General features: G+C 42.7%; 14 protein-coding genes. 7 read left to right on the top strand and 7 right to left on the bottom strand.

Annotation, left to right across the window (positions count from 1 at the left end; translation table 11 throughout):
- Window positions 1-93 precede the first annotated feature (93 nt).
- Entirely contained in the window at window positions 94-1,464 is a 1,371-nt protein-coding gene (locus AC1DQW_RS14345) for a hypothetical protein (protein WP_477454706.1), read from the top strand.
- A 150-nt stretch (window positions 1,465-1,614) separates the two neighbouring features.
- On the opposite strand, the gene AC1DQW_RS14340 is transcribed toward AC1DQW_RS14345, so the two are convergent.
- The 5 genes from AC1DQW_RS14340 to AC1DQW_RS14320 form a co-directional block, all read right to left on the bottom strand.
- Window positions 1,615-2,313, bottom strand: a complete 699-nt coding sequence (locus AC1DQW_RS14340) for a formylglycine-generating enzyme family protein (protein WP_477454705.1) — start codon at window positions 2,311-2,313, stop codon at window positions 1,615-1,617.
- 183 nt (window positions 2,314-2,496) lie between these two features.
- Window positions 2,497-3,519, bottom strand: coding sequence for an NAD-dependent epimerase/dehydratase family protein (locus AC1DQW_RS14335; protein ID WP_477454704.1), 1,023 nt, complete (start codon window positions 3,517-3,519; stop codon window positions 2,497-2,499).
- A 67-nt stretch (window positions 3,520-3,586) separates the two neighbouring features.
- Window positions 3,587-4,162, bottom strand: a complete 576-nt coding sequence (locus AC1DQW_RS14330; RefSeq protein WP_477454703.1) for a Crp/Fnr family transcriptional regulator — start codon at window positions 4,160-4,162, stop codon at window positions 3,587-3,589.
- A gap of 116 nt (window positions 4,163-4,278) precedes the next feature.
- On the bottom strand, window positions 4,279-5,169 hold the full coding sequence (locus tag AC1DQW_RS14325) for a helix-turn-helix domain-containing protein (protein ID WP_477454702.1): 891 nt from the start codon (window positions 5,167-5,169) through the stop codon (window positions 4,279-4,281).
- Window positions 5,170-5,240: 71 nt separating this feature from the next.
- Window positions 5,241-6,059: an SDR family NAD(P)-dependent oxidoreductase gene (locus tag AC1DQW_RS14320; protein WP_477454701.1), complete on the bottom strand. Its 819-nt coding sequence runs from the start codon at window positions 6,057-6,059 to the stop codon at window positions 5,241-5,243.
- A gap of 373 nt (window positions 6,060-6,432) precedes the next feature.
- Between AC1DQW_RS14320 and AC1DQW_RS14315 the strand changes: the two genes are divergently transcribed.
- The 5 genes from AC1DQW_RS14315 to AC1DQW_RS14295 all read left to right on the top strand — a co-directional run bounded on the left by AC1DQW_RS14315 (window position 6,433) and on the right by AC1DQW_RS14295 (window position 11,340).
- Window positions 6,433-7,254: a class I SAM-dependent methyltransferase gene (locus AC1DQW_RS14315; protein WP_477454700.1), complete on the top strand. Its 822-nt coding sequence runs from the start codon at window positions 6,433-6,435 to the stop codon at window positions 7,252-7,254.
- 173 nt (window positions 7,255-7,427) lie between these two features.
- Entirely contained in the window at window positions 7,428-9,788 is a 2,361-nt protein-coding gene (locus tag AC1DQW_RS14310) for an ABC transporter permease (protein ID WP_477454699.1), read from the top strand.
- A 270-nt stretch (window positions 9,789-10,058) separates the two neighbouring features.
- Window positions 10,059-10,379: an ArsR/SmtB family transcription factor gene (locus AC1DQW_RS14305; RefSeq protein ID WP_477401746.1), complete on the top strand. Its 321-nt coding sequence runs from the start codon at window positions 10,059-10,061 to the stop codon at window positions 10,377-10,379.
- Entirely contained in the window at window positions 10,376-10,867 is a 492-nt protein-coding gene (locus AC1DQW_RS14300) for an SRPBCC family protein (RefSeq protein ID WP_477454698.1), read from the top strand. Before AC1DQW_RS14305 ends, AC1DQW_RS14300 begins: the two co-directional genes overlap by 4 nt.
- Window positions 10,868-10,911: 44 nt before the next feature.
- Window positions 10,912-11,340 (top strand): VOC family protein, encoded by a 429-nt coding sequence (locus AC1DQW_RS14295; protein ID WP_477454697.1) that lies wholly within the window; start codon window positions 10,912-10,914, stop codon window positions 11,338-11,340.
- Between the two features lie 116 nt (window positions 11,341-11,456).
- Here the strand turns inward: AC1DQW_RS14295 and AC1DQW_RS14290 are convergent, their stop codons facing one another.
- Both AC1DQW_RS14290 and AC1DQW_RS14285 read right to left on the bottom strand, forming a co-directional pair.
- Window positions 11,457-11,888: an SRPBCC family protein gene (locus AC1DQW_RS14290; protein ID WP_477454696.1), complete on the bottom strand. Its 432-nt coding sequence runs from the start codon at window positions 11,886-11,888 to the stop codon at window positions 11,457-11,459.
- A gap of 435 nt (window positions 11,889-12,323) precedes the next feature.
- On the bottom strand, window positions 12,324-12,680 hold the full coding sequence (locus AC1DQW_RS14285) for a winged helix-turn-helix transcriptional regulator (protein WP_477454695.1): 357 nt from the start codon (window positions 12,678-12,680) through the stop codon (window positions 12,324-12,326).
- Window positions 12,681-12,783: 103 nt separating this feature from the next.
- On the opposite strand from AC1DQW_RS14285, the gene AC1DQW_RS14280 reads away from it, so the two are divergent.
- Window positions 12,784-13,536, top strand: a complete 753-nt coding sequence (locus tag AC1DQW_RS14280; RefSeq protein WP_477454694.1) for an SDR family NAD(P)-dependent oxidoreductase — start codon at window positions 12,784-12,786, stop codon at window positions 13,534-13,536.
- Window positions 13,537-13,571: the final 35 nt, after the last annotated feature.

The raw sequence follows: 13,571 nt of genomic DNA, 5'->3' as shown, positions 1-13,571 counted from the left end.
TAATTATGGTTATTATTGGTGTCTTCCTCAACTTCAAAGCAACCTTTTGCCCTGCGGTTACGAATACAACTAATGTCACCCATTAATAAACGAATGAGCCTAAAAACCGATCTGCATTTAAAGCTGAACGCTTTTGCCCAAAAGGGAAAGTGGAATAATACCCTGGTAAAAATTATTAATGCCCCATTGTTTTGGATTTTACTTGTCAGTGGGGTTGTGCGGGCAATTTATTATTCGGTTTTATTAACCACCCGTGCGGTTGATACAGCAACTTATATTAACTACCCCGCCAATATTTTAAAAGGCGAAACCGATCGTCTGCGTACGCCGGTGTATCCGTACTTTATCAAATTGGTGAAGCTATTTGGTGAGCAAAATTTGATGGATCATGTGGTTGTTGCACAAATCATTATTTCATTTCTCGCGATCATTTTGTTTTATAATGTGGTGAAGATTTGTTTCAAGCAAAGCAGCGTAGTATTTTCTGCAACAATATTATATGGTGTACTGCTACCCGTCATCAATTTTGATAAGATGGTGCTCACCGAATCGCTCTCCATCAGCTGTAGCCTGCTGGTTATCTATGTGGGGGTTAAATACCTGCAACGGCCGGGCAGTGGCAAGGCATGGGCGCTCACCTTGTTTGCTTTTGTTTGCATCATGTTGCGGCCATCATTTGTTTATTTATTGCCGTTGATTGTTGTGTTTTGGATTTCGAGGTTGCTTTTCTTCCGCAAAGACTGGAAAATGTGCCTTTCCGGGCTAACTGCCTCGGTAGTTGTTATATTGTTAATAATGGGTTATTCTCATCTAAACAAAAAGAATCACAATTTTAACGGCATTTCCGTCGTAAGTAATAATAACGAAATGGCGGTCATCGTCATCGCCAATATTTATCAATATGGTAATGACCCCGAAATTACCGCAGCCATAAAAGCTAATCTTGATCTGCAGCAAAAAACCACCGGGAAGCCCAGTAAGGGCGAGAATGTGATGCTGAAATTTGAACCTGACCGGATCCATCAATTCATTGTGGCGTGTATTAAAAATCAGCCGGTTGCTTTTGCTTTGGCTATCGGTGGCAAACTAATCGATTTACAAACACTCAATATATTCACCAATTACGCCGATCATAAGCTCTGTTTTCTGGCCTTTCGGATGAATAATATCGAGTACATGTTATTTTGCGTGACGTTTAATATCCTCTATATTTTTATAGTGGTTACTTTAGTGATGATTATTACCGGATGGTTCAAAAAAAAACAAATACCCTGGTTTAGCCTGTTATTGTGGCTACTAATTTTTGCACAGGTGGCAGTAGCTATTATCGGTGGATATTCCGAATACCCCCGCCTAATTTTACCCGCTATGCCTGCCCTTATCATTCTTCTGTTTTCATACATCGATAAAATCAGCTTCGCAATAGATCGTAATAAATTAAAAAGTTACCCGGTAACCATCTAAATTTCTCTAATTAACGGCAGGGACTAAGGAGTCCCGGCCAGCTTACTTAACAGCTGTGAACGTAGGCGAAGATTATGGTCTTATAGCTTTACCCTTTCACCTAAAAACAAAACGGGAACTCTTTTATGGCTGATTGGATTGCGTGGCAGGTTACTCACCGATGGGTCGTGCAATACGGAAACCCAAATCGTCGATTTTAAAACTTGTTGGATGACTTCGCCTGCGATTTGTTGACATACAGCCCCTTTCGTCATCGCACCAGCCACCCCCGCGAAAAATGCGATAAGAGCCGTAAACTGTTTCATCATACACGTCAGAACACCACTCCCAAACATTACCCAGCATGTCATATAATCCCCAGGGATTTGGTGTTTTCATTCCAACCTTATGCGTTGTTTGTTCCGAATTTTTTTTGTACCAGGCAATGTCATCAATCCCGCCGTACCTTATTCCATCCGTCCCGGCCTTACAGGCATATTCCCATTCCGCTTCAGAAGGAAGTCTATAGCCTTCACAATTTAAATTATATACGATATTGCCCGATGGCTCTAAAATATAAAAAGGTTCAAGACCTGTTTTGATAGAAAGCTTATTACAAAACAATACGGCATCTTTCCATGAAACGTTTTCAACAGGGTTCTCATCCCCATTAAATATACTGGGGTTTTCTTTTGTAATGTCATAATAAAGAGCCTGTGTTACAGGGTATTTAGCTAATAAAAATGGTTGTATTTCTACTTTCCAGCTATGTTTTATACGATCATCTCTTAAGGTAATTTCCCCTAAGGGAATTCGCACCATTCCGCTAATTATTTTTTCAATGTCTATAATGCCGTTAATGCTTTCCACTATAAGTTTACCAGTATTGCAATTAATTTTAAATGTAAAAAAAATAAACAAAAGCCTCCGGGTTTTATCTGAAGGCTTTTCAAATGATCTTTCCCATGCTGTTCCCATGGATGGGTTAAAATGTGGCCGCACATTACAAAAGCCAAACTCTTTTTTATGATTGATTTGCACAATCCCGCGGGTTTAAGAGGTCTTTAATTGCACCAATTGATGCCTGATCAAATATTGCATTGATTCTTTTACAACCATGTTGGTATTTGTGGGGTTAAAGCCTAATTCTTTTCTCGATTTTGTTAAACTGAAGTCCTGTTGCAATCCTGAAAACATAGCAATGTCTTTAGTGCTCAATAATGGTGCTTTCCCATTCATTTTACTTCCTAATTCCATTAACCAGGCAATAACAAATAAAATAAGTTTTGGCACTGCTACCGGTAATTTGATTTTCAATCCGGGGAAAAGCTGTTGTGCCATTTTAGTAGTATCTTTAATAGATGTACATTTTTCATTTGCCAGAATATATCTTTCTCCGTTGATTCCTTTAGTTGCCGCTAAATAACAACCTTCGGCAACATCTTTTACATCTACCCAGTTAAGCGCTATGTTAGTTTCTACCGGGATTTCTTTTTGCAGAATTAACCTGAGAATATTGTACGATACATTTAATGGCGCAAAAGCTTCACCTCCTATCATAGCGGATGGCAATACAGCTACCAACTCTATATTAAGTTCCTTAGCAAGTTTAAAAGCCAGTTGTTCGCCGTCGTTTTTTGAGTTATAGTACACATCCCTGCGATCTGGGTTATAACCGTAACTTTCCTTTGCCGGGATGGTGGTATAATTTAACGCGGCTATTGAACTCACGTACACAATTCTTTTAACCCCAGCCTCTGCGGCTGCTTCTATCATGTTCCTGGTGCCCCGGATATTTACATCATAAATTTCTTTTTGGGGATCTCTGGCCCAAAGCTTAAACGCGGCGCCTACTGCATAAAAAGTATCTACACCTTGCAGTGCCCTTACCAACGATTGCTTATCAGTAATGTCTGATTGAACCACCTCACAATCCAAACCTTCAAAAGGGTTTTTATTATTAATGTTCCTTACCGATGCACGTACCGGGATGCCTTTACTGATAAGGAGTCGTACTAAATTGTTGCCGAGATGCCCATTTGCACCGTTAACCAATGATAGTTGCTGATTTTCCATTTGCTTATTTTTTAATAATTAATGGGTCAAATCTGCCAACTATAAAAGCTAATCCACTTGACAAATGTTAGGAAAGCATCCGTTTGCGGATACGGCTCAAACTTTCGGGTTTCATGCCCAAAAACGAAGCTATGTATTGCACCGGTACGTGGTGGATGATAGCCGGATAATTTTCGATAAGTTTTTTATATCGCTGCTCTGCTGTTAATGTGGCAAGTTCTTTTGAACGGTTCTCGTTGTAAGCTATAGACTGCTGAAATACTTCAATACTGAAATCTTTAAACGCGACGCTTTTACTGGTTAGTCTGTCTAAATTGGGTTTTGTGATCCTAAGCAGTTCACATTCCGTAATACATTCTACACTTTCATCAGCTTTAGTTTGATTAATAAAATGAAAGTAAGAAGTTAAAAAGCCCGGCGGACAATTAATATGAGTTGTTACTTCGTCGCCATTTTCATTGTAATGAAAAATACGCATAAAGCCTTTTACAACAAAATACAAGTATTGGGGTATGTATCCGGCTTGTTCAACAATTCTGTTTTTAGGCAACAACACCGGCTCAAAACATGCTTTGCATAAATCATTATCAGCTGCTGTTAGCGGTCCCTTTTGAGATATTATATTTAGTAAGTGCTTGTGCATACCACCAAGTTATCAATAAATAACACCATTCTGCCGAAGGATCTCGTTTTGCGGAAAAGCATTTCACGGGTAAGTATTCGCATGTTCGTCTGCTCCGCAGAATGAAAATTTCAATCTCAGTTAACCAGCTGCTTTTTATACTGGTTGGGGCTAATACCTGTTTCCTTTTTAAAAAGCCTCGAAAAATAGGGCAGGTTTTCAAACCCAAGCTGGTAAGCTATTTCAGATACGCTTTGGTCATCGCCCATGAGGCGGTTCTTGGCTTCGTTTACCAGGTAAATATGGATCAGTTCGATGGCGGTTTTGCCGGTTTCCTGCTTCAACAGATCGCTCAGGTAACGGGGAGATAGATTGAGGCGCGATGCCAGCGTGCTTACCGAAGGCAGGCCCTGGGTAACCAATAAGCCGTTTTTAAAATAGGCGGCCAAAGCATCATTAAATTTCGATACCGTTTTGCCCGAAAGCTCGCGCCGGTTTATAAACTGGCGCTTGTAAAACCGTTGCGAATATTTGAGCATCGAATCAATGTGTGTAAGCATAATGTCGCGGCTGTACTCATCGGTATTGTTGCGGTATTCGGCATCTATTTTATAATACAGGTCCCACATGGTTTGTTCTTCCTGTGGCGAAAGGTGCAGGGCCTCGTTGGCCTCGTAATCAAAAAAGGCGTATTTATTGATCTCGGTATGCAAAATATGACCGTTCAGAAAATCCTCGTGGATGAAGATGACAAAGGCATCGTCCTCATATTCAACGCTGTTAAATTCCATAATCTGGCGAGGTTTTACAAACATCATGCTTCCGTTATCATGATCGTACCGGGTGCGGCCGTACATAATAACGCCCGACTTGAGCTTTTTAAACCCAATCATATAAAAATCGGATGTAAACTCCCGGTTGCYGAACGAACATGTGTGTACGCATCTTTGTACGCTGATAAGCGGGTTCTCGGGCGGGGCAAAGCCGTTGAAGCGGTGCATATCGGCTAAATTTTTAAAATGCTGCATGATCAAAAAAGGTTAAACAAATTTACGCCGAATTTCGGCGTAAATTGTGTCAGTATAATACCATTAAATATTTATTTACCGTGCGCTGCTGCTGATACCTCGCTCCAGCTGTCCCACTCGGCATAACGACTTTCATAAACCTGTTTAATCCAGGGGTAAGCCTGGCTGCCCAGGAATAAACGCAGCGGAGGGTTTTCACTGTCGATCAACTTTAGCACCGCGTCATTAGTTGCTTCGGGGATACCAAAAATATCATCGGTTAAGCCAGCCTGGAAAGCTGCCCGCAAGCCATCATACTCCGGCATCTCGGTGGTATGTGCAGATGAAGCACCTGCCCAATCCGTGGCAAAACCGTTAGGCTCTATCAGCGTTACGTTAATGCCAAAGCCCTTTACCTCGGCAGCCAGGGTTTCGCTTAAGCCTTCTACCGCAAATTTTGATGCATTGTACAGGCCCAATACAGGCAACGTAACCAAACCCAACGCGCTCGAAACCTGGATGATGTGGCCATGCTCCTGTTCGCGCATTACAGGTAACACCGCTTGTGTAAGCCATAGCAAGCCAAAAAAGTTGGTCTCCATTTGTTCGCGGGCTTCCTGCTCGGTGGTTTCTTCAACGCTGCCAAATAAGCCGTAACCGGCGTTATTGATCAACACGTCAATACTGCCAAAATGTTCCTTTGCTTTGTTGATGGCCGCGAAACCGGCAGTACGGTCGTTCACATCCAGTTGCAGGGGTAAAATATTGTCGCCGTATTTGCTTACCAGGTCATCCAGGGTACGCAGGTCGCGGGCTGTTGCTATTACTTTATCGCCGCGTTGCAGTAGTGCATCGGCCCATAATTTACCAAAGCCACGTGAGGCGCCGGTAATGAAAATTGTTTTTGCCATTGTTTTGTTGTTTTAATTATGACACAAATGTAGAGGGACTTTTGCCGCCCGATTTATACGGAAGTGGGGAAGAATGATACATTTTTACGTAGGTGATGGTGGGTGGTAATGGGAGTGTCATGATGAGGGGAAAATTGATAAATGCTGTTCCCCGGGCCTCCAATGTCAGGAAATCAAAAGGTTTGTTACGCAAAGACGCAATTGATTTGCTTATTTTTGATTTGCGCCTTAGCGTCTTTGCGTGAAATTATCTCAGGCTGTTTTAATAGCATTAGATATACCCCGCGGGGACGGATTATGAAAAACGATGCAATTGAAACTGTAGCCGTAGCTAACCGCTGTGCCGTTTGCTAAAATATAAAATCAATGATTCATGAATGATGCTTCGACTAAAGTTCCTTCCCCTGATTTGCAGGGAGAAACTGCCACTCAATATGATGATTTTTTTGGTCCGTTATACTTTGAGCCATATGCCATAGAAGTTGCAAAACGAATTCACCCCGCCCCGGTTTCTATTGTGCTGGAAATTGCGGCCGGAACAGGCCGTGTTACCCGCCATATCCGGGAACGTATTCCATCCCGGGCAAAACTAATCGCTTCAGATATTAGCGAGGATATGTTGGCCGTAGCCAAAAAAAAATTAAGCCATCTTGATATCGACTGGCAAAATATAGATGCCCAACAACTTCCTTTTAACAACAATAGTATCGACATGGTTATTTGTTGCTTCGGGTATATGTTTGTTCCGGATAAGCCAAAGGCATTTGCAGAGGCATACCGGGTGCTAAAACCGGGTGGCTTATTTTTATTTACAACTTGGGATAAGCTGGAGAATAACGCTGCGTCCTATTCCTGCAGAACTATAGCACAGCAATATTTGGAAGAGCCATTGCCAGAATCTTATAATCTTGCTACCTCGATGAGTGATGAAGCTGTTATAACGCCATTATTACAGCATGCCGGGTTTGCAAAAATATCAATTGAAAAAGTGCAACTTTTTGCCGTCAGTCCAACCGCAAAAGAAGCAACACAAGGACTTGTAGAGTGGGGGCCTATTTATGAGGAGATCAAAAAGCGTAATTCTGCCTGGATAGACGAGATAAAAATTAAGGTGGAAAAAGAACTTGCCGAAAAATTCGGAGCTGCTCCCATGATCGCTCCAATAAGTGCTGTAATCAGCCAGGCGCGGAAATAGTCAATGTATTAATAACTTAACATTAATTGCTTGAACTCCCTGTAACACAAACGAACGTAACCGTACGGTTATGAACAGTGAAGCCCGGAAAAAAACTATATAAATATTTTACAATCAACAAGTTAAAAAAATGGCATGATTTTGTAATGCAATTGGTTCAAAACATTGTAGCTATGCTGAAGAACTATATTAAAACCGCCTGGCGAAACCTGTTTCGCAATAAGTTCTATTCGCTGATCAATATTGCAGGGCTCACCGCCGGGTTGGCTATAGGCATTTTGATATTGCTTTGGGTACAGGACGAATTAAGTTTCGATAGCTTCCATAAAAACGCAGATAACATTTACCGCGTAGAGCTTTTTGGCGGCACGGGCGCCAGTAAACAGATCTGGCAAACTACGGTTGCGCCTATAGGCCCATTGGCTAAACAGGAACTCACCGATGTGCAGGAGCAGGTGCGCATTACTCCCAACTGGTTCTTCTCGCTATATAAATACAAGGAAAAAGTTTTTGGCGAACAAAACGTAGGCTTTGCCGATCCATCCCTGTTCAGCGTGTTTGATTTTCCGCTTATTGAAGGCAATACCGCCAGGCCATTCCTTAATGATAACTCGGTTGTCATCACCAAAAAAACAGCGCAAAAATATTTTGGCACCCAGGATGCTTTAGGCAAAGTGATTGTGGCAGAAGCCAAGGAAAACTTTACCGTGAGCGGCGTTATTAACGATTTTCCGCTTAACTCCAGCATCAACTTTGATATGATTATGCCCATGAGTTACCATGCTAAATACAGACTGGTAAACGGCAAAACGGATATAAATACTGATTTTAGTAATTACAGTTATGAAACCTATTTTAAACTAAAGCCGGGCGCATCGTTAAAGAAGCTCTCGGCCGACCTGTTCAAAATCCACATTAAGCACCGTGCCGAAGATACCGATGCCGACTACCTGTTACTGCCTATCAATAAAATTCACCTTTACAATGCCGACGGCACCGACCACGGCATCCAAACGGTGCGCATTTTTGTTATTATAGCCCTGGTTATTTTACTAATAGCCTGCATCAATTATGTAAACCTTTCAACAGCGCGCTCGTTGCTGCGCGCCAAAGAGATCAGTATGCGTAAAATTATAGGGGCGGCCAAAATGCAGCTGTTTATGCAGTTCCTGGTCGAGACAGCCCTACTGTTCCTCATCGCCACGCTATTTGCCGTGTTCGCCATATACCTGCTCATGCCGGTATTTAACCAGCTGGCCGGCAAACAACTGGTACTTAACCTGCTCAATCCGCATATCTGGCTCATTATCATCATCACGGTAGTAGCTACACTGGCCTTATCCAGTATTTACCCGGCCATGCTGTTGTCATCCTTCGAGCCTTTAAAAGCCCTGAAGGGCAAAATAAACGGCAGCATTAGCGATGCCCTGTTCCGTAAAATTCTGGTGGTGGTGCAGTTTACCTTTTCGGTAGTACTCATTGTAAGCACACTGGTTATCACCCAGCAATTAAAATACATCCAATCAAAAAATTTGGGGTACGATAAAAGCCATGTTTTTGGGGTTTGGATGCGCGATGCGTCAAAACATTACGATGCCGTGCGGGCCGAGCTTTTAAAGCAGCCCGGTGTAGAAGGTGTAACCCGTGCAACCAGCAACATCATCATCAGCAGCATGATCTCGGGCGATAATTCATGGGATGGCAAAGCACCCGGCCAAACCTTTATCCTGCACCCCATGGGGATAGATAAGGATTTCATCTCGTTTTTTAAGCTAAAAATGCAGCAGGGTGCCAGCTTCAGCGGCGCTGTAGCCGATTCGGCCCATTTTATCCTCAACGAAGCAGCCGTAAAAGAGATCGGCCTTAAAAACCCCATCGGCAAGCGCTTCCGTTTTCAAAGAACCAACGGCACCATCATTGGCATAATTAAAGATTTCCATTTTGCCAGCATGCGCGAAAAAATCGCGCCGGCCATCTTTTTCTACAAACCAGCAGTTTACCAAAGCCTGTATATTAAAACTACAACCAATAAAGCCGCTGCTGCTATAGCCGCGGCCGGTGTCCAGTTTAAACAATACAATGGCGAATACCCTTTCAGCTATAACTTTCTGGACGATATTTTCAATAACCTTTACCAGGGCGAGCAACGCGAAGGAACCCTGTTTAACTATTTTGCAGGCATGGCCATATTAATATCCTGCCTGGGCCTGTTGGGCCTTGCCGCCTACACCGCACAGGTACGCACCCGCGAAATTGGTGTACGTAAAGTATTGGGCGCATCGGTTACGGGCGTTATTGGCCTATTGGCTAAGGATTTCATCAAACTGGTACTCATTGCCATTGTTGTAGCTACTCCCTTGGCCTGGTACGCCATGAACAACTGGCTCGATGCCTTTGCTTACCGCATCCCTATTCACTGGACGGTTTTTGTACTGGCCGCGTTTATAGCTATCGTTATCGCTTTTGTTACCATCAGTTTTCAATCCGTCAAGGCAGCGCTGGCAAACCCGGTGAAAAGTTTGAGGAGCGAATAAGGTGTTTTTATCATATACGGTTTATGCAAATCCCGGATGTTTAATTGCATCCGGGATTTTGCATTTTAGGCTGGGGGCCTGTCGCCTCGCATAAACGCAGCTCTGGGGAATTACGACTTACACTGTGCAACCGCTGGTCTCTACGAGCCCCCGTGGACGGAAGACTTCCTGCCATTTACCCCCGACATAAAAAACTGCAAATAAATTTGCGCAACTCAAAAGTTGCATATATATTTGCAACCTACAGGTTGCTTAATTGAACATTACAAAATGAAACAAGACATATTCCAGGCCATAGCTGACCCGACACGCAGGGCTATTTTAACTTTAATTGCTATACAGGCATTAACACCAAATGCCATGGCCCAAAAATTTGATATGAGCCGACAGGCAGTATCAAAACATATTAAAGTATTACACGAATGCGATTTGATTAAACCCGAGCAGAGTGGCAGGGAAATTTATTATCACTTTAATGCAAAAAAAATGCAGGAATTCGATAACTGGTTAGCCCAATTCAGGCAAAGCTGGGAAACGCAATTCAATCAACTCGACCAATTATTATCAACAATTAAAAAAACAGAAAAATGAACAATGATTTGCTATTTGATTTTAACGTTGACAAAGCAGCGAAAACGGTTTATATAACCAGGGAATTTAATGCCGGACAGTCTTTAGTATGGGATGCCTTTACCAAAGCCGAGCTGCTTGACCAATGGGGCGCACCTGCACCCATGCGAGCCAAAACCAAGTATATGAATTTTGAAGTAGGCGGGCGGCGATTTTACGCGATGATAAGCCCCGATGGGCAGGAACGTTGGTCGGTGCAGGAATTTACATCGATTACCCCGAAAACCAATTTTAAGATGTACAACGCGTTTGCAGATAAAGACGAAAACCGTGAACTGCCGGGCTCTGAGTGGGATTACAATTTCAGCGAACAAAATGGAATAACCAAAGTGGACATTACCATTTTTAATGAATCGTTTGAGCGATTGGAGAAATTATTGGAGGGCTTCAAAATAGGCTTTACCATGACATTAAAAAACCTGGAGGAACTGTTAGCAACTTTATCCTAAAAGATTATAAACCAAAAAAAATTAACAACTTAAACATAAAAATTATGAGAACAATTAATTCCTGGATCAACTTCAACGGAAATGCCGAAGAAGCATTCACTTTTTACAAATCAGTTTTTGGCGGAGAGTTTACAAAGATCATCCGTTTCAAAGACCTGGCGGGGCCCGAATTTCAGGTGGCAGAAAATGAGGCCAATAAAATAATGCACATTGCCTTGCCGCTTGGCAAACACAATGTACTAATAGCCAATGACGTTCCCGAATTTATGGGACGGGTAAATGAAGCCGAAAACCGGTCGAAAATATCTGTTAGCGCCGAAAGTCGTGAAGAAGCAGACAAAATATTTAACGGATTATCTGCAGGTGGAGATGTGGAAGGGGAGATTGGCGACAGTCCATGGGGTACATACGCCGGAATGTTTAGAGACAAATATGGTATTGAATGGATTGTGGAATTTGACCCCCAATTATAAGGGATAAATTTAAGCGGAGGAAAGCCCACTTTAGCGCAAGCTTACAATTACCTTTAATTGCAAAAACGCTTAAAGTTTACGAAGCCCGGTTACCTGCGGGCTTTTGTATTTAATAATTACTTGCTCTCCACCACCCCACGCAATTTTTCAAAAGTACTCGTCCAGCCGGCTAAGTAGTTGTGAGCCGATGCCGATCCTACGCCGTTGTGCTCAAAATGCATCAGCGTACCTGCATCGCTTTGCTGTAACCTAACCACAACCTGCGATGTTACCCCCGGCTCGTTTTGCCAGCACCAGGTAAAGCTGAGTTCACGCGGCGGCATAACCGTTAAATAAGTACCAAAACAAGTATGCTCCATACCGCTGCTGTCCCTGAAATTTACCAGGAACTCTTTTCCGGACCGCGCATCGGCTTCGGCGCTAAGGCCCTGGCCATCCCGGTCCGACCCAAACCATTGCAGCATGGTGGCGGCATCCGTCCAGGCATGCCATATGGTGGTTATGGGGGATTGGAAGGTGGTTTGGATGGTGATGCTGTCGGAGGGCATTGATTAACGGGTTTGGGAATCTAAAATAAGGAAAAGAAAATTGTGCAAAGAATACATCGTGCAAGGCAAGGTGCGTTGGCCTTCACAGCGCGGGGGCTTTTATCAGCTGCAGTCACACGCCGTAAGGAACATTCGGCGATCTTTAATTTGATCTTACCGGAAGCTAAAATAAGGGAGTTGCAACAGAACGACATCATATTTTCCTCCCGTGGAGCAGGCATAAGGGTTTCACTTCACTTTTACAATTCGGAAAATGACCTGGATAAACTGTTGAATATAATCGACCGTTAACTTACGGAACGCGGCTATACATAATAAACCACGATCAACGATCTGATAGATTGGGGAATTGTGCAGCAAAAGAATATTGTGCAACCGCGGGGTCCTCTACGAGAGACCCGCGGGACGGAACTCCAACAAGGGCAAGCACGAACATTATTCCCCGACAATTTGCTTTCGGTGTACAATTCCCCAATCTGTTAGATTGCTGATGACGGTTTGTAGCGTATTGCCGTGTTCCGTAAGTTCATATTGAACCGTTATGGGTTGTGTATCCAAAACGGTTCGTTTTACCAACTGGTTTATCTCTAATTCCTTTAATTCTTTGCTCAGCATCCTGTTCGAAATTCCTTCGATATCACTCAAAATGTCGGTAAATCTCCTTTTACCGTAACAGCAAATAGACGAGATAATAGAAATTTTCCATTTCCCATTCAGCACTTCCATGGAATCCTGAACGGCTCTCATTCTTTTCTTTTGTTCCTGTTGAAACTCTTCTATTTTACACCCCATTGTTACTTTGTTACCTCTATGTTACTGTTATTTATCAGTACAAAGTTACCAAAAATAACTTTAGTGGTCTACCTTTGTCGCTCAATCTTTAAAAAAAGAAATAATGAATAGATTAAAAAATAAAGTAGCGGTTATTACAGGTGGTAATAGTGGCATTGGGTTTGGCATTGCCCAGGAATTTAAAAATGAAGGCGCTAAAGGAGCTATTGTCGGCAGAAATCAGGATACTTTAGATAGTACTGTGGTTCAGCTTGGAGATAATTTTATAGCCATAAATGCCGATGTAACCAACCTTGCCGACCTGGAAAGGGTGTTTGCAGCAACAGCTGAAAAATTTGGTAAAATAGACGTGGTTGTAGCCAACGCGGGAGGTGGAACTGTAGGAACTGTGGCCACTCTTGGCGAAGCCGACTTTGACAAGACAATTGATTTAAACCTGAAAAGTGTTTACTTCACCGTTCATAAAGCACTACCCTATATGAATGATGGTGGTTCTATTATTTTGATCGGGTCAAATGCAGCACATCGGGCATATCCGAATTTTACGCTTTATGGTGCTACCAAAGCGGCTGTGATCCATTTTGCAAAAGGATTTTCAAGCGATCTTTTAGGCAGAAAAATCAGAGCAAATGTTATAACACCAGGTACAACAGATACACCAGCATTTGACAAGTTTGTTCCCGCAGAACAAATTGATGCTATAAAAAAACACTTTGCAAGTGAAATGCCGATAGGCAGAATTGGGCAACCATCTGACATTGGTAAAACAGCGGTTTTCCTGGCCTCCGATGATTCTTCGTTCATGCTTGGTGCCGAACTCTTGGTTGATGGTGGTATGACCTATTTGTCTAAATAATTGCCCCCACACCGGCTCGGGTTTATAACCCGTGT

It is taken from the genome of Mucilaginibacter sp. P5_A4, from assembly GCF_056400605.1.
Note: the sequence above shows the minus strand (reverse complement) of the source record. Positions and strands in the feature narration are given on the sequence as shown.